Below are 23,690 nucleotides of genomic sequence, written 5' to 3' on the forward strand. Positions count from 1 at the left end.
ACAAAGGTAGGGTAAATAAATGTTTAGTTGTTTTACTTACAGGACAGCAATAATATAGCTATTCAAAAAATAAGTAAGATAAATAGTTACTGTTGTCTTACTTATAAATACAAAAAACAAAAAATATCAAAATTTATTATTATGAAATCATTAAAATTATTTACGGCAATTGCTTTAACTGCAATATTAGGTTTTACATCTTGTCAGTCTGATGAAAGTGAACAAGTAGGTACAAACCCAAACACAAATTCCTCTACATCTCCAACAGCTTCTAATTATGAAAGAGCTGCTAAAAATAATGGTTCTGATGATGACTTTTTAGACGGAAACGCATGTACTGAGTTGTTATTTCCATTAACAGCAACTGTAAACGGAAAACAAATTACGCTTATAAGTAAATTAGATTTCTCTACAGTTTTAAACATTATGGGAGAGTTTAATAATGATAGTGATGCTGTAACTTTTAATTTTCCTATTCGTGTAAAAACGAGTAATTATACAGAGGTAACTGTAAATAACCAAGCAGAATTAGATGCTTTAATGGAAGAATGTGAGCAAGCAGAAGAAGATGGAAAAGATGCTATTTCTTGTATAGATATCAATTTTCCTATAACCATGTTAACTTATAGTATAAGTTTAGAACAAACAGGAACAGTGGTTCTACAATCACAAGAACAATTGTATACGTTTATGACAGATTTACAATCTGATGAGTTATTTGCGGTAAATTATCCAATAAATGTAACCTTAAGTAACGGTACTTCAACAGAAATTAATAGTGATACAGAATTTCAAAATGCGGTTTCAGAATGTGTACAATATGAAGAAGAAAAAGACGAGGCAAAAGAAACTGCAGTAGAAGTAGAGGCTATTTTAACAGGAACTAAATTTAAAGTAGAATCATTTGTTACAGCAGGTGTAGATACTGCAAATGAGTATGCAGATTGGTCTATAGAATTTACAAACGATTTAAAAGTAGTAGCCAAAGATGTAGTAAATACAACGTTAAATGAAGTTGAAGGAACCTATACAGTAAGTTCTGAAATAGATGCTTTTGTAACTATCGATTTTGCAAGCAATACAGCAGTAAGTGCATTAGGTAATGATTGGGTTGTCACTAATTATAGCAGTGGATTAATTACTTTAAAAAGTAAAACTGATGCTTCTGTAACTTTAGTTTTTAAGAAAATTTAAAAGATTATTAAGTAATAAATATAGTTAGTTGATGATAACTTTGCAGCTATTGCCCCTATACCCCTAAAGTAATAGCTGTAAAGTTTTAATAAAATCAGAATGAAAAATATTCTTTTAAAAGTAATTTTAGTTTGCAGTATTTTATTTTCTTGTTCTTCTAAAGAAGACGAAATAATAGATAGTGAAACAGGTAACTTAATAAATGTAAGTACAAACAGACAAATAACAGGTTCTTCTGCAAACGATTTACTTTCTGGAGGTATTTTAAAAAAAATGATTGTTGAAATTGCATATATAGAAGGTTTTAAACCCTCTGAAATTGCTCTAAATAATTTTAAAAATTTTATTACGAATAGAACTAATAAACCGGAAGGAGTAACCTATATAACTCAAGAAATTTCTTTTACAGATAAAGAAGCATATACTTTAGAAGAAGTAGTAGCTTTAGAAAAAGAGCATAGAACTAAATACAGTTCAGATACAACTATTGCTGTTTGGGTATTATTTGTAAACGGAAAATCTTCTAAAGATACTAGTTCTAGTGCTATTTTGGGCGCAGCATATTGGAACACTTCTTTTGTAATTTACGAAGAAACAGTTCATGGTTTAAGTAATGGTGCTTTTGAACCTGAAAGGAGTTTATTAGAGTCCTCAGTAATTAATCATGAATTTGGCCATCTTTTAGGTTTAACAAATTTAGGAAGTGAATTACAAAGTAATCATGAAGATACAGAGCATCCAAAACACTGTAACGAAGAAGATTGTTTAATGTATTGGGCAGCAGAAACAAGCCAAGGAATAGGCAATATGCTTTCTGGCGGAAAAGTACCAACATTAGACGCACAATGTTTAGAAGATTTAAAAGCCAATGGCGGAAAATAATAAAAAAAAGGTAGGGTAAAATAAAGTTGAGTTGTCTTATATACGAGAACAATAAATATGAACTTTAGAATTATTTAATATGAAAACAATATATATTACAATGGCATTAATGATTACAAGTGTATTATCATTAAATGCGCAAGACAGTAAAAATAAAGCAACAGCAGGTATTAAAGGAGGATATAATATGTCTTCTGTAAGTTTTGATGGTAGCTCGGAAACAGATAGATTACATGGATATCATATTGGTATATATGGGGAATCTTTTATAGGTAAATTTATTTCTATTCAACCAGAAATTTTGTACTCTAAGCAAGGTTATAAAATTATAGATGGATCTAGTACGTATACCCAAAAACTAGACTATATAAATGTGCCATTAATGCTAAAATTATACCCTGTAAAAAGTTTCTTTTTAGAAGCAGGACCTCAAATAGGTTTTTCAATATCACATAAAGAAACCTTCGATTCTGGTTTTATTTTATATGATACAGAAAAAGAATTTGAACCTAATAATTTTGATTGGGGAGTGAATGTAGGAGCTGGTTTTAAAAGTGATTCAGGCGTTAGTTTAGGAGTTAGATACCATTTAGGTCAAAATGATATTTATGATGAAGACAAGCCTAAAAATAGAGTTTGGCAACTTTATGTAGGATTCGATTTTTAAACACAAATTTTAAATATAAAAAAGGGAGATAAATTAATTTTTATCTCCCTTTTTTGTCATTTTGTAAATTAAGTAACCAAAACCCACTACAAAATGTAGAATAATTACAGCAGCTACTATATATAAAGTGGTGTTAGAATTGTTCATAACGTAAAAATAGAAATATAAAAGTTGTTTTTTTGTGATAAATGTTACATTAAATTATCAACTTCTTTTACTTCACTAATTTCTAAATTACCTAATTCTATTTTACCAATTCGCACACGAATTAAACGTAAGGTTGGTAAGCCTACTGCAGCCGTCATTTTACGCACTTGTCTAAATTTTCCTTCTGTAATAATAATAGAAACCCAACTTGTTGGTCCATGTCTTTCATCTCTAATTTTCATGCTTCTAAGCGGAAATTTAGTATCGTCTATTATAAAAGCTTTACCAGGTTTTGTTATGTATTTTTTGCCATTGAAACCAATTTCTACACCGGTTTGTAATTGCTCAATTTCTTTTTGGGTGATAATACCATCAACTTGTACGTAATATTCTTTTTCGTATTTATGAGATCTAATTTCTGCCGATACTTTACCATCAGTTGTTAATAAAAGCAATCCTTCAGACGGCACGTCTAAACGACCAATTGCCATCGTTCCTACAGGGAAATCATGTAAATCACCTAATAACTTTTTCTTCCGCTTTGCGGGATTTACAAACTGAGAAATCATTCCCCAAGGTTTGTGAATTATAAAATGACGGTGTTTTTTTATCAATTTATTAGTTTTTTAAAGAAGATAAAAACGCATTAAAAGAAGCCCAATACGTTTCATTACCTTCTGTAGTCTTCCAAAGTGCTCTAGAACCATGGATTCCTTTTACTTCTGGTATAAAATGCGTTAAATAACTAGAATCTACTTTATTTACTAATGTTTTAACGGCAGCACTTTCACTTAAAGAAGAAGTAACAAAAACAGGTTTTTTATAAGAACTAATACTTTTATTAATGTCAATTCCTTTAAAATATTCACCAGGACTAAATGCAGCAACGGCTTTAATTTTAGAATTATCTACGCCCATTAAAAGTGCTAAAGAAGAAGAGTAAGAACTACCAACTAATATAATTTTTTGTCCGCCATTTTGGTTGTATATATAATCTATAGCAGCTTCAATATCTTGTTTTGCATCTAAATAAGTATCTCCTAAATCTTTTGCACGAGCAGCTATTGCTGTTTGATTATCTATATTATTAACCGTTTTACCAGAACGTTGGTCTATAGCCATTACAGCATAACCCAATTTAGTTAACTCTATAGCAGAATCCTTGTATTCTCCTCTACTATAACCTGCCTGATGACATAATAAAACAGTAATTGGTGTCTCTTTATTTTTAAAAATATCTGCAGTAATTGGTAAACTATCTTTAGAAGGAAAAGTTATCGTTGTCTTGATAAAACTTTTTTCTATTTCTTTTACAATGCTTTTATTATCTTTTTCTATGGTAGTTTTATTAGTAGGTTGTTTACAAGAAAAGACAAGTATAAGGCTAAGTATTAAGGTAAATTTCATTTTTTATTTTAGATTTTATTATTGTTGTTAAATTACTTTAATAGTTACAGAAAAACTATTTTCACCTTTAGAAATACTCATATTTTCTTCAGAAAACTTCTGATTTGTGTAAGATGTATATTGTGTAATAGGCTCAATACAAAGCATGTTATCAACTTCTGTCCATAACATAAAATTATGAAACCCTTTTGTAGTAATTTCTAAATCGTTTCTATCAATATTTTTTAAAATGATTTTATCAGCATTTAAAACCGGAAAAGCATTTGAACCAGCTTTATAAACATCTGCTAAAGTAATTTCTGTATCATTAGAAATTAAAGTTTCATTACCAGTGTTAGATAGCATAAATGCCGGATGATACCCTAACATAAATGGCATTCCTTCATCAGAATTAATGATAAATTCTATGTTTAAAACATCATTTTCTAAGGTAAAATTCTTTTCGAAAGAAAAATCGAAAGGCCAAGAAAGATTTTCTTCTGTAGATTTTTTAGGAAACTTACTATTGTTAATAAGTGTATTCTTTTTGTATTTTTTGATGAATTTAGCTGAGTTTTCATCCGAAGAAACTAAAGAATATTCTAACTCACGCAACAAACCATGTTGGTCTAGAATTGCATCTCCATTTTTGGTATGCACTCTAAAATTATTTTTAGAAGTTGGTCCAATAACCGGAAACATTTCATCATCAGAATTACGCCAACCTTTGTTTCCTTTTTGATGAATATATTCTTTATCATCTTTTTGAAAACTGATGATTTCCCCTTTTTCTATGTGAACTGTGCACTCTTTATTTTTTAAAAATACTTTAAAATTCATTGTTAGTAAGCTTTGTGTAAAAATAGAATAAATTTGACTGTTATTTTTTAGGAAACTAATTTAAGTTTTTTGTAACTTGTCGGACTTATTTAAAAATAAAACAAGCAAGATTAATGGCGACAGATAAAGAAAAAACAGCAAAGCTAAAAGCACTTCAACTTACTCTAGATAAGCTAGATAAGACTTATGGTAAAGGAGCTGTAATGAAATTAGGTGATGTAGTAACTGAAGATATAGATGCAATTTCATCTGGTTCTTTAGGGTTAGATTTGGCTTTAGGCGTTGGTGGTTATCCAAGAGGAAGAGTTATTGAAATCTACGGACCAGAATCTTCTGGTAAAACTACCTTAACATTACATGCAATTGCAGAGGCTCAAAAAGCAGGAGGAATTGCAGCGTTTATTGATGCAGAACACGCATTTGATAAATTTTACGCAGAAAATTTAGGAGTAGATATTGATAATTTAATTATTTCTCAACCAGATCATGGTGAGCAAGCTTTAGAAATTGCAGAAAACTTAATACGTTCTGGTGCAATTGATATTGTGGTTATTGATTCTGTTGCAGCATTAACTCCAAAATCGGAGATTGAAGGAGAAATGGGAGATTCTAAAATGGGTTTACATGCTCGTTTAATGTCTCAAGCATTACGTAAATTAACAGGTACTATTTCTAAAACAAAATGTACCGTTATATTTATTAACCAATTACGTGAAAAAATTGGAGTAATGTTCGGTAATCCAGAAACTACAACGGGTGGTAACGCATTAAAATTTTATGCTTCTGTTCGTTTAGATATTAGAAGAAGAACACAAATTAAAGACGGAGACAAAGTTATTGGAAACAGTACTAAGGTTAAAGTTGTTAAAAATAAAGTAGCACCTCCTTTCCAAATTGCAGAATTTGATATTATGTATGGACAAGGAATTTCTAAAGTTGGTGAAATTTTAGATATTGGTGTAGAGTTAGGTATTGTTAAGAAAAGTGGTTCTTGGTTTAGTTACGGAGAAACAAAATTAGGGCAAGGTAGAGATGCTGTTAAAGGCTTAATTAAAGACAATCCTGAGTTAGCAGAAGAACTTGAAGGTAAAATAAAGATTGCTATTGAAAATCAGGAATAAATATTAAAAGTTCTAACTATTATTATTAAACTGCTATAGAAGTAATCAATCTATAGCAGTTTTCTTATTTTTAAAATGTTCTCTTTCTAATTTTATCTATTGTATTTAATAGAATAAGACTTTAAATGGTTTACTTAGAAAGCAACTTTACAATCCATAAGATTAAGTATAAACCTAATCCAACACCAGCGAATAAAAAGGCAACTACAAAGCCTATTCTAATATATTTTGCTTCTACATTTATTTTTGGACTTAACCAATCTGAAACACCTAAAATCATATTTTTATTTTTTGTTAGTTAATAAAGGTCATTAAGCTTCTAATATCACTAAAAGAAGATTCCTATTTTATATAGAAGACTTAATCATAAAGATATAATAAAAAAGCATTATTTAATAACAACACTTCAAATTATGTTTTAAAATTGAAAAGTATTTTAATCTTTATCCTGTAAAAATAATTGTTTATCCTGATTAATTATTATTTAATACTTTTTATTTATAAATTTGCATGAAGTCTATTTTTTAGAAATTTTATCTTTTAAAAAGAGAATATGAAATACAAATACGTAATTATACAAGACAATCAAGAAGCTCTTGATGATTTAAAAACCACTTTAGACAAACATTCTAATTATAAGCTTATAGATATTGCATCGAATTTAGAGGATGGATTTGCTTTAATTTTAAAAACTAAACCCGACCTAATTTTTTTAGATGTAGAAATAAATGATAAAAATTCTTTTACGCTTATTCCTAAATTAAAAGAATTTTTTATGGAGTTGCCAACCATTATTATGACAACCTCACATAATTATTATGCAAAAGAGGCAGTAAACAATCAAATATCTTATTTTTTAAGTAAACCAATTGAACCAGTAGAACTACAAAAGTCATTATTATTCTTTGAGAAAGAATTTACAAAAGAACAATCACATCTTGCTGTAAAAACAAGCTCTGATATTCATCTTTTATCTTATAAAGACATTTGTTTTTTACAAGCAGAAAGAAACTATACCAATGTTTTTAATATTACGGGAGAGAAGTTATCAACTTCAAAATCATTAAAACATTTTGAAGAAACTTTACCTAAAAAATTCATTAGAATTCATAAGAGTTTTATCATCAATAAAGATTGTATTGAAAAGTTAAATACTAGAAAAGGACAACTTTTTTTGCAACCAACTGATGCGCTCATAGATTTAGAAGAAAACTTTGTACCTATTGGAAAAGAGTATCTTCCGAAATTAAAAAACTCCTTTACTTTTTAAAGGATATCAAATTTTTAAAATGGTTTTTTTTTTATTGATTTAGTTCTTTTAAAATTTCACCTAATTTTTTAGATACTTTAGAGGCTCCTTTACTATTTATGTGGTGGTGATCAGTAAAATCGGAATCATAAAAATTATTATTTTTATAATAATTGAAGTCATAAAAAGGAATTCCTTTTATATCTAAAAAATTTGTAAAAAATATTGAAGATTTATCTTCTAAAGTTCCATTAATTCTTGTTCTTGGGTAAGGCGCTCTAACACAGATTAATTCAATATTATTTTCATTACATAATTTAATGATTAGTTCTAACTTTTCTTTGATAAAAATAGCTAAAGAATCGTCAATATTGTATGTTAAAGGCCCCATTTTACTAGCTTGTATAGAGTCAATTATAAAATTATCATACATATATCCTTTAATCAAATACCTGTTTTTTGAAATATTAGATCCTGTGTTAGAAATATTTTGAGTACTACTTTTCATTAAATTGAAAACAGATGTGATTTCATTTTTTAGATAGGGTTTATGTTTTAAAAGTGGGTTAAATATATTGGTTAAACCTTTTTGGTGGTATCCATTTAATATCATATCCCATTTACCTTGATTAGACATAAAATGTGCATTTAACATTATATGATAAAAATCTGTGTTAGTAAATTGAGGAACAAATATCTCATAAATAATTTTTTTAGGGCTTTGATACTTTAAAACTTCTTTAAGAACATAGTAACTTTCTATTATATTTTGAGAGCTTGTAGCCATATTATATGTAGAATTACTAGTAATACTATCAATTATTTTTGGATTATAAGCATTGTAAGCTCTACTAGATCCGAGGATGATATTATCGAATTGTTCATTTGGGTTTTTAATTTCATTCCATTTTACTAAAACATGATTAGTCCCTTTATCAATAGTATATTTTGTAGGGAAATTTAATACATAATTAATAGAATATATAATTAGAATAAATGGAAAAATAAAAATAAATATAGATTGAAATATAAATTTTTTCATAATTTAAAATTGAAAATATATAAATGATAGATCTTTTTTTAATGTGAAGAAAAATATTATAATTATTATTAAATAATAAAATGTAAATCTTAAATAACGTTTCCATTTAATACCAAATTTTTCTAAAGCATATTTTTGTTCTCTCCCTATCCATTCAATGATTAAAAATGACAGAAAAACAATAATATAAGGAGTCCCAAGATTGTAAATAAATCTATATGTTTTATAGTAATTAATGTAATCATTTAAACCAAAAAACATTTCATAAATATAAGTAGTTGCATGACTAATGTTTTCTGCTCTAAAAAATATCCATGCAAATACAGTTAATGTAAACGTTAATAACATTAAAAAGAATTCCTTAACACTTGGTAAAAATTTTCCTTCAGCAATTGTATTTGTATTATTTCTATTTTTGTTAAGTAAAAGTAAGGGCAAAAAGTATAAAGCATTTAATGCTCCCCAAACTATAAAAGTCCATTTTGCTCCATGCCAAAATCCACTGACAATAAATATAATAAAAACATTTCTAATTTTATTCCAAATACTTCCACGGCTTCCTCCTAAGGGGATATAAAGATAATCTCTAAACCAAGTTGAAAGAGATATATGCCAACGTCTCCAAAATTCTGCTATGTCTCTAGAAAAGTAAGGAAAAGCAAAATTTTGTTTCAAATTAAAACCAAATAAACGAGAAGTTCCAATAGCAATATCTGAATAACCAGAAAAATCTCCATAAATTTGGAATGCAAAAAACACTGCTCCTAGGATTAAAGTACTCCCTGAATATTCATAAGAATTATTAAAAATAATATTAGCATTTTGAGCGCAATTATCTGCAATTACTATTTTTTTAAACAAACCCCAAAGTATTTGTCTCATTCCATCAACTGCTTTTGTATAGTCGAAATGTCGTTTTATATAAAATTGAGGTAGTAAGTCTGTTGCTCGTTCAATTGGACCTGCAACTAACTGAGGAAAGAAACTTACAAAGGCAGAAAAAGCTATAAAATTTTTAGTTGGTTCAAGCTTTTTCTTATAAACATCTATTGTATAACTTAATGTTTGAAAGGTGTAAAAACTAATTCCAATTGGTAATATGATATTTAAAGAACTTGCATTTATTTTAGTTCCAAAAAATGAAAAAGCTGATATAAAATTATCTAGAAAGAAATTATAGTATTTAAAAAACCCAAGAAATCCAAGATTTATAAGAATACTTATATAAAGTAGAATTTTTCTCTTTCTTTGATTATTTTGGTTTGATAAACTAATTCCAATCGAATAATCTATTATAGTACTAAAAAGAATTAAAGATAAAAAACGCCAATCCCACCAACCATAGAAAATATAACTGGCTGTTATGATTAAAAAGTTCTGTAATCTTAAATTTTTATTTGTAACAAACCAATATAGTACAAAAGTAATTGGTAAGAATATTGCAAAGTCAATTGAGTTAAAGAGCATTTTTTATTTTAAGATATTTAAACTCCTGTACTTCCAAAGCCACCAGCACCTCGCTCAGTTTCACTTAAAATGGTTACTTCTTGCCAATTTACACGTTCGTGTTTTGCAATAATTAATTGAGCTATTCTTTCTCCATCATTAATAACAAAATCATCATTAGATAAGTTCACTAAAATCACTCCAATTTCCCCTCTATAATCTGCGTCTACAGTTCCTGGAGAATTTAAAACAGTAATTCCTTTTTTAGCTGCCAATCCACTTCTTGGTCTTACTTGTGCTTCAAAACCTACTGGTAAAGCTATAAATAAGCCTGTTTTAACAATAGCTCTTTCTAATGGTTTTAATGTAATTGCAGCATCAATATTTGCTCTTAAATCCATTCCTGCAGCTCCTTCTGTTTCGTAATTAGGTGTTGCGTGTTTCGATTTGTTAATTATTTGTACGTTCATTGTCATTATAAATTATATAAAAATGTAATTACTTCTAAAAATTCTTCTTTCCAAAAAGACTCTGTGTGTTTTCCTTCTGGAGCAATTTTAGTTTTTATGTTTTCTGATGGAAATCCAATATCTAATAAGCGTTCTGCCATATTTTCTGTATCGGTAACCATAATAGCTTCTTCTTTATCACCAGCTAATAAATAAAGTCTAGTATTTTTTTGATTCCCATTTTCTTCAGCAAATTTAACCACTTTATTAGAAAACCAAAAAGAGGGAGAAAGTGCACCTATTTTACCAAAAACCTCAGGATGTTTTAATCCACCATAAAAAGAAATTAAACCACCTAAAGAACTACCAATAATAGCGGTGTTTTCTGCTGCAGGTTTTGTTCGGTACTTTTTATCGATAAAAGGTTTTAGTTCGTTTACCAAAAAATTGATATAAATAGTACCTTTTCCTCCGCCATATTTTTCGTTTGTCCAAGGTGTGTATTCTTCAATTCTCTTTTCGCCACCGTTTTCTATACCTACAACAATAAAACTTTTTCCTGTGTTTTTGTAAAGTTCATTCAAGGTTTCGTCAATTCTCCATTCGCCAACAAAAGACGTTCTATTATCAAATAAATTCTGACCATCGTGCATATAAATTACGTCGTATTTTTCTGTTGATGTAGTATAATCTGGAGGTAAATACAACCATATTTTATGTGCAATATCGTTTAATCCATCAATAACAAATGTTTTTTGTAAAATGGAAACATTGGCTGATTTTGTAGAAGTTTTTCCTGTGTTTTTTGTTACAGTAATCTCTTTTTTTATTATAGTTTTATTGATCTTACAAGAGTTAAAAACAAGAAGAAAAGTTATAGCAAGTATGGTTATTCTATTCATATTTATCGCTTTAAAATTTGTTTAATTTCATCTTTTTCATTGTAATAAATTAAGCCAAAGAAAAGTAAAATAGTTATTATAGAAAACCAATACTGCCCTCTGAATAAGGTAAATGAAATCCACTCAAAAACGATTGAAAACACTAAATAATAAGCTATTTTTTTTAATTTATAATTTACAGGATAATGTTTTTTACCAACAAAATAAGACAATACCATCATGGTTCCAAATGCAATTAACGTTGCCCAAGCAGAAGCTATAAAACCTATTTTAGGAATCATTACTAAGTTAAAAACAATGGTAATGATAGCACCAACAATAGAAAAGTACATTCCGTATTTTGTTTTGTCCGTAAGTTTATACCAAATTGATAAATTGTTATAAATACCTAAAAATAAGTTTGCTAAAAGTATGATTGGAACAATAGAAAGCGCAGTGAAATATTCTGGTTTTCCTAATAGAATTTTCGCGAACAAATCAATAAAAACAACTACAATTAGCATAAAAAAAGATCCAAAGATTGTAAACCATGTTAAAACTTTAGAATAAGTTTCTTTGGCATTTTTTTTATCAGCATTATTAAAGAAAAATGGTTCTGCACCTAAGCGGAATGCCATAATGTATAAGGTCATAAAAACGCCTAATTTGTAACAAGCCGCGTAAATTCCCATTTGTTTTTCACCTAAAATATCCCCAAGAAGAAGTTTGTCTAAATTTTCATTGGTTACAAATGCCAAACTTCCAATCATTATTGGAAAACTATATTTAAACATTCTTTTGAAAAGAGATAAATCGAACTCGAATTTGAATTTAAAAACAGCAGGAAAAAGTAATAGAAAAGTAGATAAACTTGCCACTGTTCCTGCAACAAAAATGTGAATTACTTTTGGGTAATTATTATAATAATTTACAATGGATTCTGGTAAATAAGTTTCATTTTTTAAGGCATAAGGAACAAACCACAAAAAGAAAACATTTAAAATAGTGAATACACCAATATTTATCAATTTTATAGTAGTAAACTTTAGTGGTTTATTGGTAACACGTAAATATGCAAAAGGTACAACTACTATGGTATCTAGCGTAATTGTATATACTAATAATTTAAAAAATAAAGGATTTTTAAATCCGAAGAAAACAGCTATTTCATTATTAAAAAACAAGGCGATACAGAAGAAAATTAATGTGGAGATTAGCAAACTAATAAAGGAGGTAGAGACCACTTTTCCTTTCTCTTTTTCTTTAGAAAAAAAACGAAAAAAAGCAGTTTCCATACCAAAGGTTAGTAGTGCATTTAAATACGCAGCGTACACATAATAATCTGTATTTACGGCATATTTTGCTGCATCCAAAGTAGAGGTATGTAGTTTTACCAAAAAGATGTTAATTGCCCGTGGTAAAACAGCGGCAATTCCGTATATTATAGTGTCTTTAAAAAAGCGTTTTAAGGAACTCAATAAGTTTGAATTAGAGCATACAAATATAATAATTCGTAAATGCAATCCTCAAAAGATAATAGTTTTATTACTTTTGATGTAAAAAACACGATTCATGAACACACAGAAAAAAATAGCGGTCTTTGGAGGAGGAAGTTGGGCGACTGCAATTGTAAAAATGTTGTCTGAAAATATAAGTACAATTGGTTGGTACATGCGTAATGAACAGGCAATTGAGCACATAAAAGAAAATGAACACAATCCTAATTATTTGCAATCTGCAGAATTAAATGCAGAACAATTAGATTTGTCTAGTGATATTAATTACACTGTAGAAAATTACGATGTTCTTATTTTTGCAATTCCGTCTGCCTTTTTAACAAGTGAATTAAAAAAATTAACGTCTTCATTAGAGGGTAAAATCATCTTTTCTGCTATTAAAGGTATTGTGCCAGAAACAGGGTTAATTATAGGAGAGCATTTTAATAGAGAATATCAGGTTCCTATAGATAATATTGGAGTTATTACAGGTCCTTGTCATGCAGAAGAAGTGGCCATGGAACGTTTATCTTATTTAACAATTGCTTGTAAAGATGAAGATAATGCAAAGTTTATAGAAAAATCTGTTCAAAGTTGGTATATAAAAACCAAAATTTCCGACGATATTATTGGTACAGAATATGCTGCTATGTTAAAGAATATTTATGCGGTTGCAGCAGGTATTGCACATGGTTTAGGGTATGGAGACAACTTTCAGGCGGTGTTAATGAGTAACGCAATTAGAGAAATGAAAAGCTTTATAAAAAAGGTACATAAAATGAAACGTAACATTAACAATTCTGCTTATTTGGGTGATTTGTTAGTTACCGGTTATTCTCTTTTTAGTAGAAATAGACAATTTGGAAACATGGTTGGTAAGGGCTACACTGTAAAATCTGCACAAATGGAAATGAGCATGATTGCAGAAGGTTACTACGCTACCAAAAGTGCTTTTAAAATGAAGGAAGAAAATGGAGCAACTACACCTATAATAGATACCGTTTATAATATTCTATATGCAAATAAAAATCCTAAAAAAGAATTTCAAAAATTGACAGATAAATTAGATTAAATGTTTAATTTTGAACATTGAAGTAATATATTAAACAATTACAATGAAAACAATACAAGAAGTTGTAGAAAGCACCATTAGAAAAACACCTTTTATAGAAGAGGCTTTAAATGAAAAGTTGATAAATGTTTCATCTTTGGCAAGAATTATTTTACCCGAAGTTTCTACTGCTTTAAAAAAAGAAGTAAAGGTTGGTGCAGTTATGATGGCTATTAATAGACTTTCTCCTGCAAGTGAATTACGTATTAGAAAGAATATAAAAAAATTAGCCTTAGATTTAGGTGATGTAATTGTAAGGTCTGATTTGTGCGATTTCACTTTTAAAAACACCACTTCATTATTAAAAGAAATTGCAAAAATTTTAATGAAATCATCAGAAAGTTCTGATTATTTTTTAACCGTTTCTCAAGGTATTTTTGAAACGAATATTGTTACTAGTAAAAATTTAGAACCTTTTGTAAATGAGATTTTCGAAAAAGAAGCACTTATTTCTAGTGTATTAGATTTGGCGTCTATTACTATTAAACTTCCAAAAGAAAACCAAGAACAATCCGGTATTTATTACTTTATTTTAAAACAATTGGCTTGGGCTGATATTCCGTTACAAGAAATTATTTCTACTACAAACGAAATGACAATTGTTGTAAAAGAAGAAGACATTAACCAAACTTTTGCCATTTTAATGGATATGAAATTGAGTTAAAATGACAAAACAAGATCCTTATGCAGCATTAAGAATTAAGGAATTCAATATTTTTTTGTTTGTTAGATTCTTGCTGGTTTTTGGTTGGTCTATGCAATTTATTGTAATAGAATGGCAAGTATATTCTATTACAAAAGATCCTTTATCTTTGGGTATTATAGGTTTAATGGAAATTATTCCGGCATTTACAATGGCTTTATTTGCAGGTCATATTGTAGATCAAAATGAAAAAAGAAATTTATTTGCTATTTGTATTGCAGCTTTTTCGCTGATTAGTTTAGGACTGTTTTTATTAACATCAGATATTGTTGTTGGCCATTGGTCTACAAATAAAATTCTATATTCAATTTACGCTTTGGTTTTCTTTGGCGGCTTTTTACGTTCGTTTTTTGGACCTACAATTTTCTCTTTAGTGGCATTATTGGTTCCTAAAAAGATATATCATAATGCGGCAACATGGAGTACAAGTACCTGGAAAACTGCTTCGGTTTCTGGTGCTTTATTTGGTGGGTTTTTTATAAGTTGGATTGGTGTTGATAAAACGCTTTGTTTGGTTTTTTTCTTAGTAATTCTATCCTTAATTTTTACTTTTTTAATAGAAAAGAAACCCATTTTAAACAAAAAAATTGGGGAACCAATGAAAGAAAGTTTAAAAGCTGGTGTAAGATTTGTGTTTCATAATAAAGCCATTTTAGGTGTTTTAACATTAGATATGATTGCGGTTTTATTTGGTGGAACCGTAGCTATTTTATCTGTTTTTGCACAAGATGTTTTAAAAGTTGGACCAGAAGGTTTCGGTATTTTAAATGCTTCAATTTCTATGGGAAGTATTGTTACTATGTTTCTAACAACTTACATTCCTATCAACAGAAAAACAGGTAAAAAAATGTTGGTTTCTGTCTTTGTCTTCGGACTAAGTATTATTGCTTTTGGGTTATCTTCTATTTTCTGGGTTAGTATTTTAGCATTGTTTATAAGTGGTGCTGCAGACGGGATTTCTATGGTAATTCGTCAGACAATTTTACAATTAAAAACGCCAGATGATATGAGAGGTAGAGTATCTTCTGTAAATTCTATGTTTGTAGGTTCTTCTAACGAGTTAGGTGCTTTTGAAAGTGGTTTAGCAGCAAAATTTTTAGGAGCTTCTATGGCGGTTGTTTTTGGAGGAACCATGACGTTACTTACCGTTGTTGGTATTGGAGCTTTAAACCCTACTTTAAGAGATTTAGATTTAACAGAAGAGATAGAAGCAAATCAAAAAGAAGATTAATTTTTAAGGTATAATTTTTGATGCTTTAAATATAAATATTTTCATGAAAAACTTAATTATATACTCGTTTCTATTTTTCTCTACAATTGGTTTTTCCCAAAAAATTTCTGGTACAGTTTTAGATCTTGATACTAAAAAACCTATTGAAAAAGCACATATTTTTTTTATAGATAAAACTGTTTATACCAATCAGAAAGGAGAGTTTACTTATCGTTTAAACAATCAAAAAGAAATATCTTTTTCCGTTTCTCATCTTAAATACGAAACTCAAAAAATTGATTATAATATAACAAATGAACCGTTAGTTATTTTTCTTCATGAAAAGCAAGAAATGTTAGATGGAATTAAAATCAATTCAAAAAAGAACTTAAAAAATTCAATTCATTTTTCAAAATTAGAAAATTTACCAAAAGGAGTATATTCTTTTGCATCTGTTTTAAATAATAGTAAAATACATGTTTTTGGAGGAGATGCTTCTACTGAATACGATAGAAATAAAGAAGGTATAAGTCAGCTTCAATACGGAGGCGAAGAAGAAATAATGAAATTCTTAACAAGCCCAAAATTTGCTAGTTTTTATAATTATATTGGTGATATTCAATCTTATGATATTGCTAATAAACAATGGGAAATTAAGGAAGATAAGGTTATAAAAAGGGCTTATCATAATGCAATAAACTATAAAGATACTGTATTACTTATGGGGGGTAAAAAACTGTCAAGAACTAAAAAAAGAGACTTGTTAGTAAATGATATAGAGATTGTGTCTTTAAATAATTTATCAATTATAAAAGACCAAACAAACCCACATAAAGCTGTAGATTTTGGTACAGTTTTGTATGATAATAAACTGCTTGTTTTTGGCGGTTCTACTAAGATAAACAAAAACGGAAAAATCATTTATTCTAATGATATACACCTATACGATTTAGAAAAAGGATATTGGTATTTACTTGCTAAAATGCCGAAAGGAAAAGAAGTTACAGGAATTATTTTTGATGATAAATTATATTTATTTGGAGGATATAATAATAGTAATTTAACAGATATTGAATCTTTTAATTTAATTACAGGTAGATGGAAAAAAGAAGGAACTCTTTTTAGAGGAATGAGAAAGCCTGCTATTACTAAAGATAATGATTTTATCTATTTAACAGAAGGAGGAAAGCTTGTAACTTTAGAACCTAAAACTAATATTTTAAAAGAGTATATAATAGGTTTAAATTTAAACGATGCTAACATGCATTTCTTTAATGAAACTTTATATGTTCTGGGAGGTTATCTTAATCTAAATGAATTTAAAAAAGATCCATCTAATGGTCTTTATTCTATAAATGTGTCAGATATTATTAATACGAGACCTATTGATAGTAAAAAGTTATAAAAAAACCGCTTATTAAGGTAATAAGCGGTTTGTAAATTTATTTAACTTCTGTGATGGTTAATATGGTTTTTACAGTTGTTAAATCTCCTGTTGCTTCACCATTTTCATCAAACTCATCAATTTGTTTTGTAGACCAAGTAATATTGAATTTTTTACCAATCATTTCCTCTTCGTATAAAGAAAGTTCTATATTTTCATCTAAGTCGTAGAATAAAATAGTAGCATCTTTTTCATCTACAAATTTAAAATATTCAGTTTCAGTTACTCCTTTAAAAGTAGCAACAATTTTGTTTTCTTTTTCTTGTGCAGAAATTGTGTTTACAGAAAAAGTTAAGGTAATAAACAGTACTAATGCTGACGCATATAATGTTTTCATGATTTTTAATTTTAAGGTTATTTTTTAATAAATATAGTAGCTGCTCTTTTTCTTAAAAGAACCTGCTTTGGTTTTGAAGTACTCGAAACTATATTTTCATAAGCCTTAAAAATTACTGATAATGTATATCAAATATACATTTTTTTTGAATTGAAAAGAGAAAAATTTATTTTTTTATCATTACTAATAAAAAATTATTGATTAATTTATTTTCCTCTCAATTATACTGATATTTATGTTGTTACGTATTTTTTGAAAAGAGTTTAAATGTAAGGGATTTCCTTAAAAATGTTACACTAATTTATTTTATCATTAAAAAACACGAACTATATTTTTTTAGTTAGATCGGTAACCAAAAAGTTGGTAAAAGAATACCTATTGAGCATATACATAACCATTTATAAAGTTTTACAAATGGCTTAAATTATTATTTTGCTTTAATGGATAATATCGTTTTTACAGTAATTTTCTCACCTGTTTTTTGACCTACGGAATTATATTCTTCTACAAGTTTATTTTTCCAAGTAACTATAAATTTTTTATTCATTTTAGAATCATCTTCTTTCTCAAAATTTATATTTTTAGATTTATCATAAAATAAATATGCCACACCATCATCATCTACAAATTTATAGTCTTGATTTTCTGTAGGACCTATATAAGTAGCAACTAATGTATTTATTTTTTCTTGAAATACTATTTTTTTTGCAGAAAAAGAGAAGGCAATAAATAAGACAACAATCGAGGTATAAAACGTTTTCATAATTTTTAAATTTAAGTTTATTGTAAATTATAAATATTTTAAATACTCTTTTTTCGAGAAAGAAGTTATTTAAATAGAAAAATCATAAACATCATAATGATAGGACGTTATATTCAAATATAAACTTTTTTTTAAAAGTATTATATTTGAATTAAGTTTTTTTTAGTAAATTAATGACTATAAATAGAGCTTAAAAGATGTTTTTAACATAAAAAACCTCACAGATTATACAATCTATAAGGTTATATATATTGGTGTTTTAAAAACTACAATTTAGTTAAAAGTAGTAGCCAATTGTATTTTTTCTTCTAATTCTAATTGATGTTTTTTAGTTGTTTTTTCATCCCAAGAAAAATGAGTTTTAAACAATTCTAAAACATATTCTTTGTATAAATTTACACTGTGTGCATCAAAAAACAAACGACCCGTTCTGCGCATAAAAAAATCTGTTGGAGTGCAAGTCATTTCGTAATTTATGGTAAACCAAACTTCTGCCATGATCATTTTTTCTTGCATATTATCGTGCATTAAATCATCAAATTTTTGCAAAATAATATCTGTTTGTTTTCCATAATTATGCACTAAATATTCTGCGTCCTTTCTATCGAAATCTACTTCTGCAATTCTATTTTGAATAGCATCTGTATAACTTTCTACTTCTTGGTAACTATCAAAAGTACCACCAGAAAGTGCTATTTCTTTGGTTTTTATTTCTTCAAATTTTGTATCGAATCTGCGTTCATATTTTTTGGCAATTAAATCTACAATTCGTTCTGCCATTTTACGATAACCGGTTAATTTTCCGCCAGCAATAGAAATTAGTTCGGTATCAGAAACAAAAATTTCGTCTTTTCTAGACAATTCTGAAGAAGATTTGCCTTCTTCATGAATTAAAGGTCTTAATCCTGCCCAAGAAGATTGAATGTCATCCAACGTAAGTTGAATCTTTGGAAACATGTTATTAACAGCAGAAATAAGATAAGTAGCATCTACTAAATTGGTTTCTACATTATTTTTATCTAGTTGATAATTGGTGTCTGTAGTACCAAAATACGTAACTTTTCCACGCGGAATGGCAAACATCATGCGTCCGTCTGGAATATCAAAATAAACAGATTGTTTTACAGGCAATTTATCATGAGCCACTACTAAATGTACTCCTTTAGTTAAATGCAATCTTTTACCAGTTTTAGAATGGTTAATTTGTCTTAATTCATCTACCCAAGGTCCACAAGCATTTACTACATATTTTGCTTTAATGTCATAATCTTCACCAGAAAAAGTGTCTTTTACTTTTGCGCCAACAACCCTATTATCTTCATAAATAAACTCTTTAGCTGCTGTATAATTTATAATTTTTGCATTGTAATTTAAAGCTGTTTTTAAAACCTCTATAGTTAAACGAGCGTCATCGGTTCTATATTCTGCATAATATCCGGCACCATTTAAAATGTTTTCTGGCAACATCGGTTCTTTTTCTAAGGCTTCTGCTTTGTCTAACATCTTTCGTTTGTCTTCTCCTTCTACAGAAGCTAAAATATCGTAGACTTTTAGTCCGATAGACGTTAACCAAGAACCATACGTTCCTCCATCAATTAAAGGTAAAATCATTTTTTCTGGAACCACTAAATGTGGAGCTAAATCATGTACAATAGCACGCTCAGTTCCCACTTCTTTAACCAACCAAAAGTCGAATTGTTTTAGATAACGCAAACCTCCGTGAATTAGTTTTGTAGATTTACTAGAAGTACCAGAAGCAAAGTCGTTTTTTTCTATCAAAGCAACTTGCATTCCTCTAGAAGCTGCATCTAATGCAATACCTGCGCCTGTAATTCCACCACCAATAATTAGTACATCAAATTCGATAGATTGTAAATCTTGTGTATTTTTTTTTCTATTTAAATAGGAAAAGTTGTTCATGTTTAAAGTTAAATTTTAATAATAAAAAATTTAAAAGTATATATTTGCTTACAAAATACATAAATCAACCCTATGATATACAATTACTTTAAGCAAATTTTTCTTTTTTTCTTTTTAGCTTCTTTTTCTTTAGTTGCTCAAAATTCATCAGAAAAACAACTTATAATTAAAGATTATAATTTAACAAAATTAGAGAATTTAAAGGAAGAATTTTCTACAAACTTTAGAAAAGAAAAAGAGAATGCTACCCTTTTAGCAACTCAAAGAGGTTGGAAAATGAAATTTACAGACGATACAGGTTCATATTATGAATTAATGAAGGTCTCTAAAGAAGGTACCCCTTTGTATTATAAAACATACAATGTTGATGCAGCTATTTCTACTAGAACAAATTACTTACATAATAATGGAGGTCTTGGCTTAAACATAGAAGGTCAGGGAATGACAGCTTATGTTTGGGATGGTGGTATTGCAAGAGCAACGCACCAAGAATATGATGGAGATGGTGGAGAAGATAGATTTTCTGTAGGAGATTTTTCATCAGAATTAAATTTTCATGCAGCTCATGTAATGGGAACTATTATTTCTTCTGGTTTTGAGCCAGAAGCAAAAGGAATGGCTCCTAAGGCAAAAGGAATTGGTTATGATTGGAATAACGATTTATCTGAGGCTACGATTGCTGCTTCAAACGGAATGTTAGTTTCAAATCATTCTTATGGTATTGCTGCTAGAGATGATGATGATGAAGTACAAATTCCATCTTATTATTTTGGCGCTTATATTTCTACTTCTAGAAATTGGGATAACTTAATGTACAATGCACCTTATTACTTAATGGTTGTAGCTGCAGGAAATGATGGTAATGACAATACTGCAAATGAAGCTCCTTTAGAGGGAAGTGCTGCTTTTGATAAGTTAACAAGTTGGTCTACTACAAAAAATAGTTTGGTTATTGCAAATGGGCAAGATGCATTAATAGATGCAAATGGTGCATTATTATCGGTTAATAGAAATACCAGTAGTTCACAAGGTCCAACAGACGATTTAAGAATTAAACCAGACATAATGGGGAATGGGTCTTCTTTATATTCTACTTATGATTCTGCAGACAATGCTTATAATTCAATTTCTGGTACTTCAATGGCTTCTCCAAACGTAACAGGTTCTTTATTGTTATTACAACAATATTATAAAGAAACATATGGTAGCTTTATGAAATCTGCTACTTTAAAAGGATTGGCACTACATACTGCAGATGATACAGATATTGCTGGACCCGATGCAAAAACAGGTTGGGGGTTAATGAATACTAAAGTAGCTGCAGAAACAATTACTAAAAAAGGTTTTGAATCTTGGATTTCTGAAGAGGTTTTAACCAATGGAAATACTTATTCTGTAACCGTTAATTCTGATGGTTTAAATCCTTTATTAGCATCTGTTTCTTGGACAGATAAACCAGGAGCTGTAAGTGAAGGATTAGTAAATGATGCAACAGCTGTCTTAGTAAACGATTTAGATATTAAAATTACTAGAGATGGTGTTGAGTATAAGCCTTGGAGATTAACAGGAGTTAATAGCAATGAAAAAGGAGATAATTTAGTAGATCCTTATGAAAGAGTAGATATAGCAAACCCAACTTCTGGAGAGTATACCATTACAGTTACTCACAAAGGAACTTTGGCAGAGGCACAAAATTTTTCTTTAATTGTAACTGGTATTGCTGGTGAATTTACTTTTGTAGCAGATAATTCTGAACAAGCATTTTGTTCTAATGAAGATGCTGTTTTTAATTTTGAATATAGACAAGCTGTTGCAGGTACTACTCAGTTTTCTACTACAGGAGCTCCAGAAGGTGTATCCGTAGCTTTTTCTAAAGAATCGTTAAGTGAAGATGGTAGCTTTAATATTACTTTTGGTAACTTAACAAATGTTTCAGCAGGTTCTTATTATATTGAAGTAGAGGGAGATAATGGAAATGAAATTCAAAAAAGAATAATTAGATTGATTGTTCTTCATCCAAATTTTGATAATAACCCATCAGAATTAGAATTTCCAGAGAATGGGCAGAAAGGGATTGCAAAAAAAGTATCATTAGCTTGGAAAACAAATCTAAATGCTGAAAACTATGTGGTAGAATTATCTAACTCACCAAGTTTTAGTACTCTTTTATTTACAGATGTTATTTCTGCAACAACAGTAGATATCGTTGATTTAGAAACGAATTCTGTATATTATTGGAGGGTAAAACCAACAAATAAATGTGGAGAAGGAGCATACTCTTCTACTTTTAGTTTTCAAACTGGAGTTACAGATTGTACAAATATTTATACTGCTACAGATTTTTCTACAGCTGGTATAGATGAAACATCTGCAAATGCTACAGCAATAGTTCCTATAAGTATTACAGACAATTTATTTGTTAATAAAGTTATGGTAACATTAGATATAACACATCCAAGTATGCAAGAGTTAACGATTTCTTTACAAGCCCCAGCTAGTATTGGTGGTGCTAGTGTAGTTCTTTTATCTGATGCTTGTGGTGATAGAGGAGATATAAGAAATACTACTTTTGACGATGATGCAGGTGTATTATTTTGTAATTTTTCAACACCAGCAGTAACCGGAACCATAGCACCGGATAACAATATGAGTTTACCATTTTTAGGAAAATCTGCAATTGGAGATTGGAAATTGATTGTACAAGACAACTCAGAATTGAATGGAGGCCAAATTAATGCTGTTTCAATTACAATTTGTTCATCAGTAGAAAATACAAGTGTTCCTACTTTTTCTACTTCAAATTTAGTTTTAAATGGAAGTTTAAACTATGTAATAAAAACAACTGATATGAATGCTTCTACGGCTTCTGAAACCGAAGAACAACAAATATATACCTTAGTAGAATTAGCAGAAAAAGGTACTCTTAAAAAAGAAGGAACCGAATTAGTTTCTGGAGACACTTTTACCCAAGCAGATATAACAGCAGGTAAAATTACCTTTACAAATGCAGAGACAACTGCTTTTACAGATCAGTTTAAAGTTAATGTTACAAACGCTGCAAAAGGATGGTTATCAAACCAAACAGTTACCATACAAGAAGGTGTTTTAAATACAAATGAATTTTCTTTAAATGATGTTTCTTTATGGCCTAACCCAGTAAAAGGTATCTTAAATGTAAAATTAAATAATGCAATTGGTAATGATGTAATTATCTCGTTATTTGACTTACAAGGAAGAAAAATTTTCACTTCTGTAAATAAGTCAACAACAGATGTATTTACTAAAGAAATAGATACAAAAAACCTTTCTTCAGGTGTTTATTTATTAGGTATAAAACAAGGAAGTAAAAAAGTAACAAAAAAGATAATTATTACACAATAAGGTAACTTTTAAAATCAAAAA

The 23,690-nt window shown here is 28.7% G+C and carries 22 protein-coding genes; 10 read left to right on the forward strand and 12 right to left on the reverse strand.

Features of this window, described 5'->3' with window-relative positions:
* The first annotated feature begins 141 nt into the window (after nt 1-141).
* From H0I28_RS14055 to H0I28_RS14065, 3 genes are all read left to right on the forward strand, one after another.
* Nucleotides 142-1,194: a hypothetical protein gene (locus H0I28_RS14055; protein WP_218759485.1), complete on the forward strand. Its 1,053-nt coding sequence runs from the start codon at nt 142-144 to the stop codon at nt 1,192-1,194.
* A gap of 99 nt (nt 1,195-1,293) precedes the next feature.
* A complete protein-coding gene (locus H0I28_RS14060; protein WP_218759486.1) occupies nt 1,294-2,076 on the forward strand; it encodes a membrane metalloprotease in 783 nt (260 codons plus the stop codon).
* Nucleotides 2,077-2,155: 79 nt separating this feature from the next.
* Nucleotides 2,156-2,743, forward strand: a complete 588-nt coding sequence (locus H0I28_RS14065; RefSeq protein ID WP_218732077.1) for a porin family protein — start codon at nt 2,156-2,158, stop codon at nt 2,741-2,743.
* 191 nt (nt 2,744-2,934) lie between these two features.
* On the opposite strand, the gene H0I28_RS14070 is transcribed toward H0I28_RS14065, so the two are convergent.
* From H0I28_RS14070 to H0I28_RS14080, 3 genes are read right to left on the reverse strand one after another with little or no spacing between them, the layout of a single operon-like run.
* On the reverse strand, nt 2,935-3,501 hold the full coding sequence (locus tag H0I28_RS14070) for a pseudouridine synthase (RefSeq protein ID WP_302850283.1): 567 nt from the start codon (nt 3,499-3,501) through the stop codon (nt 2,935-2,937).
* Nucleotides 3,502-3,508: 7 nt separating this feature from the next.
* Complete coding sequence (locus H0I28_RS14075; RefSeq protein WP_218759487.1) at nt 3,509-4,297, reverse strand: alpha/beta hydrolase; 789 nt, start codon at nt 4,295-4,297, stop codon at nt 3,509-3,511.
* A 27-nt stretch (nt 4,298-4,324) separates the two neighbouring features.
* Nucleotides 4,325-5,116, reverse strand: a complete 792-nt coding sequence (locus tag H0I28_RS14080; protein WP_218759488.1) for an aldose 1-epimerase — start codon at nt 5,114-5,116, stop codon at nt 4,325-4,327.
* Between the two features lie 113 nt (nt 5,117-5,229).
* On the opposite strand from H0I28_RS14080, the gene recA reads away from it, so the two are divergent.
* A complete protein-coding gene (recA, locus tag H0I28_RS14085; RefSeq protein WP_068447884.1) occupies nt 5,230-6,237 on the forward strand; it encodes a recombinase RecA in 1,008 nt (335 codons plus the stop codon).
* 130 nt (nt 6,238-6,367) lie between these two features.
* On the opposite strand, the gene H0I28_RS14090 is transcribed toward recA, so the two are convergent.
* Complete coding sequence (locus tag H0I28_RS14090; RefSeq protein WP_165731376.1) at nt 6,368-6,517, reverse strand: PspC domain-containing protein; 150 nt, start codon at nt 6,515-6,517, stop codon at nt 6,368-6,370.
* Nucleotides 6,518-6,790: 273 nt separating this feature from the next.
* On the opposite strand from H0I28_RS14090, the gene H0I28_RS14095 reads away from it, so the two are divergent.
* Nucleotides 6,791-7,507 carry a LytTR family DNA-binding domain-containing protein gene (locus H0I28_RS14095; RefSeq protein WP_218732080.1) on the forward strand — a complete coding sequence of 239 codons (717 nt, stop codon included), beginning with the start codon at nt 6,791-6,793 and terminating at the stop codon, nt 7,505-7,507.
* Nucleotides 7,508-7,538: 31 nt separating this feature from the next.
* On the opposite strand, the gene H0I28_RS14100 is transcribed toward H0I28_RS14095, so the two are convergent.
* From H0I28_RS14100 to H0I28_RS14120, 5 genes are read right to left on the reverse strand one after another with little or no spacing between them, the layout of a single operon-like run.
* Nucleotides 7,539-8,528: a hypothetical protein gene (locus H0I28_RS14100; RefSeq protein ID WP_218732081.1), complete on the reverse strand. Its 990-nt coding sequence runs from the start codon at nt 8,526-8,528 to the stop codon at nt 7,539-7,541.
* Nucleotides 8,529-8,531: 3 nt separating this feature from the next.
* Nucleotides 8,532-9,995: an MBOAT family protein gene (locus H0I28_RS14105; protein WP_218759489.1), complete on the reverse strand. Its 1,464-nt coding sequence runs from the start codon at nt 9,993-9,995 to the stop codon at nt 8,532-8,534.
* A gap of 17 nt (nt 9,996-10,012) precedes the next feature.
* Nucleotides 10,013-10,444 carry a dUTP diphosphatase gene (dut, locus tag H0I28_RS14110; RefSeq protein ID WP_218754874.1) on the reverse strand — a complete coding sequence of 144 codons (432 nt, stop codon included), beginning with the start codon at nt 10,442-10,444 and terminating at the stop codon, nt 10,013-10,015.
* Between the two features lie 5 nt (nt 10,445-10,449).
* Entirely contained in the window at nt 10,450-11,325 is an 876-nt protein-coding gene (locus H0I28_RS14115) for an alpha/beta hydrolase (RefSeq protein ID WP_218759490.1), read from the reverse strand.
* 2 nt (nt 11,326-11,327) lie between these two features.
* A complete protein-coding gene (locus H0I28_RS14120) occupies nt 11,328-12,782 on the reverse strand; it encodes an oligosaccharide flippase family protein (RefSeq protein ID WP_218759491.1) in 1,455 nt (484 codons plus the stop codon).
* Nucleotides 12,783-12,876: 94 nt separating this feature from the next.
* Here H0I28_RS14120 and H0I28_RS14125 point away from each other — a divergent pair, with 94 nt between their 5' ends.
* Genes H0I28_RS14125 through H0I28_RS14140 form a run of 4 tightly spaced genes read left to right on the forward strand, consistent with a single transcriptional unit; the run spans nt 12,877 to nt 17,229 of the window.
* Nucleotides 12,877-13,872 carry an NAD(P)H-dependent glycerol-3-phosphate dehydrogenase gene (locus H0I28_RS14125; protein WP_218732086.1) on the forward strand — a complete coding sequence of 332 codons (996 nt, stop codon included), beginning with the start codon at nt 12,877-12,879 and terminating at the stop codon, nt 13,870-13,872.
* A 43-nt stretch (nt 13,873-13,915) separates the two neighbouring features.
* Nucleotides 13,916-14,575 (forward strand): hypothetical protein, encoded by a 660-nt coding sequence (locus H0I28_RS14130; protein ID WP_166386046.1) that lies wholly within the window; start codon nt 13,916-13,918, stop codon nt 14,573-14,575.
* A 1-nt stretch (nt 14,576) separates the two neighbouring features.
* Nucleotides 14,577-15,845, forward strand: coding sequence for an MFS transporter (locus H0I28_RS14135; protein WP_218759492.1), 1,269 nt, complete (start codon nt 14,577-14,579; stop codon nt 15,843-15,845).
* Between the two features lie 43 nt (nt 15,846-15,888).
* On the forward strand, nt 15,889-17,229 hold the full coding sequence (locus H0I28_RS14140) for a kelch repeat-containing protein (protein ID WP_218759493.1): 1,341 nt from the start codon (nt 15,889-15,891) through the stop codon (nt 17,227-17,229).
* A 37-nt stretch (nt 17,230-17,266) separates the two neighbouring features.
* Here the strand turns inward: H0I28_RS14140 and H0I28_RS14145 are convergent, their stop codons facing one another.
* The 3 genes from H0I28_RS14145 to H0I28_RS14155 all read right to left on the reverse strand — a co-directional run bounded on the left by H0I28_RS14145 (nt 17,267) and on the right by H0I28_RS14155 (nt 20,288).
* Nucleotides 17,267-17,605, reverse strand: a complete 339-nt coding sequence (locus tag H0I28_RS14145) for a hypothetical protein (protein WP_218732089.1) — start codon at nt 17,603-17,605, stop codon at nt 17,267-17,269.
* 427 nt (nt 17,606-18,032) lie between these two features.
* Nucleotides 18,033-18,368, reverse strand: a complete 336-nt coding sequence (locus H0I28_RS14150) for a hypothetical protein (RefSeq protein ID WP_218732090.1) — start codon at nt 18,366-18,368, stop codon at nt 18,033-18,035.
* A gap of 273 nt (nt 18,369-18,641) precedes the next feature.
* A complete protein-coding gene (locus tag H0I28_RS14155) occupies nt 18,642-20,288 on the reverse strand; it encodes a glycerol-3-phosphate dehydrogenase/oxidase (protein ID WP_218759494.1) in 1,647 nt (548 codons plus the stop codon).
* A gap of 72 nt (nt 20,289-20,360) precedes the next feature.
* Here H0I28_RS14155 and H0I28_RS14160 point away from each other — a divergent pair, with 72 nt between their 5' ends.
* Nucleotides 20,361-23,669, forward strand: coding sequence for a S8 family serine peptidase (locus tag H0I28_RS14160; protein ID WP_218759495.1), 3,309 nt, complete (start codon nt 20,361-20,363; stop codon nt 23,667-23,669).
* The last annotated feature ends 21 nt before the right edge of the window (nt 23,670-23,690 follow it).

The organism is Polaribacter sp. AHE13PA (genome assembly GCF_019278505.1).
Classification (GTDB): domain Bacteria; phylum Bacteroidota; class Bacteroidia; order Flavobacteriales; family Flavobacteriaceae; genus Polaribacter.

What these genes read in the sequence shown, in the direction of transcription:
- H0I28_RS14055 (WP_218759485.1), top strand. Translation starts at nt 142, where the DNA reads ATGAAATCATTAAAATTATTTACGGCAATTGCTTTAACTGCAATATTA.
- H0I28_RS14060 (WP_218759486.1), top strand. Translation starts at nt 1,294, where the DNA reads ATGAAAAATATTCTTTTAAAAGTAATTTTAGTTTGCAGTATTTTATTT.
- H0I28_RS14065 (WP_218732077.1), top strand. Translation starts at nt 2,156, where the DNA reads ATGAAAACAATATATATTACAATGGCATTAATGATTACAAGTGTATTA.
- H0I28_RS14075 (WP_218759487.1), bottom strand. Translation starts at nt 4,297, where the DNA reads ATGAAATTTACCTTAATACTTAGCCTTATACTTGTCTTTTCTTGTAAA.
- H0I28_RS14080 (WP_218759488.1), bottom strand. Translation starts at nt 5,116, where the DNA reads ATGAATTTTAAAGTATTTTTAAAAAATAAAGAGTGCACAGTTCACATA.
- recA (WP_068447884.1), top strand. Translation starts at nt 5,230, where the DNA reads ATGGCGACAGATAAAGAAAAAACAGCAAAGCTAAAAGCACTTCAACTT.
- H0I28_RS14090 (WP_165731376.1), bottom strand. Translation starts at nt 6,517, where the DNA reads ATGATTTTAGGTGTTTCAGATTGGTTAAGTCCAAAAATAAATGTAGAA.
- H0I28_RS14095 (WP_218732080.1), top strand. Translation starts at nt 6,791, where the DNA reads ATGAAATACAAATACGTAATTATACAAGACAATCAAGAAGCTCTTGAT.
- H0I28_RS14100 (WP_218732081.1), bottom strand. Translation starts at nt 8,528, where the DNA reads ATGAAAAAATTTATATTTCAATCTATATTTATTTTTATTTTTCCATTT.
- H0I28_RS14105 (WP_218759489.1), bottom strand. Translation starts at nt 9,995, where the DNA reads ATGCTCTTTAACTCAATTGACTTTGCAATATTCTTACCAATTACTTTT.
- dut (WP_218754874.1), bottom strand. Translation starts at nt 10,444, where the DNA reads ATGAACGTACAAATAATTAACAAATCGAAACACGCAACACCTAATTAC.
- H0I28_RS14115 (WP_218759490.1), bottom strand. Translation starts at nt 11,325, where the DNA reads ATGAATAGAATAACCATACTTGCTATAACTTTTCTTCTTGTTTTTAAC.
- H0I28_RS14125 (WP_218732086.1), top strand. Translation starts at nt 12,877, where the DNA reads ATGAACACACAGAAAAAAATAGCGGTCTTTGGAGGAGGAAGTTGGGCG.
- H0I28_RS14130 (WP_166386046.1), top strand. Translation starts at nt 13,916, where the DNA reads ATGAAAACAATACAAGAAGTTGTAGAAAGCACCATTAGAAAAACACCT.
- H0I28_RS14135 (WP_218759492.1), top strand. Translation starts at nt 14,577, where the DNA reads ATGACAAAACAAGATCCTTATGCAGCATTAAGAATTAAGGAATTCAAT.
- H0I28_RS14140 (WP_218759493.1), top strand. Translation starts at nt 15,889, where the DNA reads ATGAAAAACTTAATTATATACTCGTTTCTATTTTTCTCTACAATTGGT.
- H0I28_RS14145 (WP_218732089.1), bottom strand. Translation starts at nt 17,605, where the DNA reads ATGAAAACATTATATGCGTCAGCATTAGTACTGTTTATTACCTTAACT.
- H0I28_RS14150 (WP_218732090.1), bottom strand. Translation starts at nt 18,368, where the DNA reads ATGAAAACGTTTTATACCTCGATTGTTGTCTTATTTATTGCCTTCTCT.
- H0I28_RS14155 (WP_218759494.1), bottom strand. Translation starts at nt 20,288, where the DNA reads ATGAACAACTTTTCCTATTTAAATAGAAAAAAAAATACACAAGATTTA.
- H0I28_RS14160 (WP_218759495.1), top strand. Translation starts at nt 20,361, where the DNA reads ATGATATACAATTACTTTAAGCAAATTTTTCTTTTTTTCTTTTTAGCT.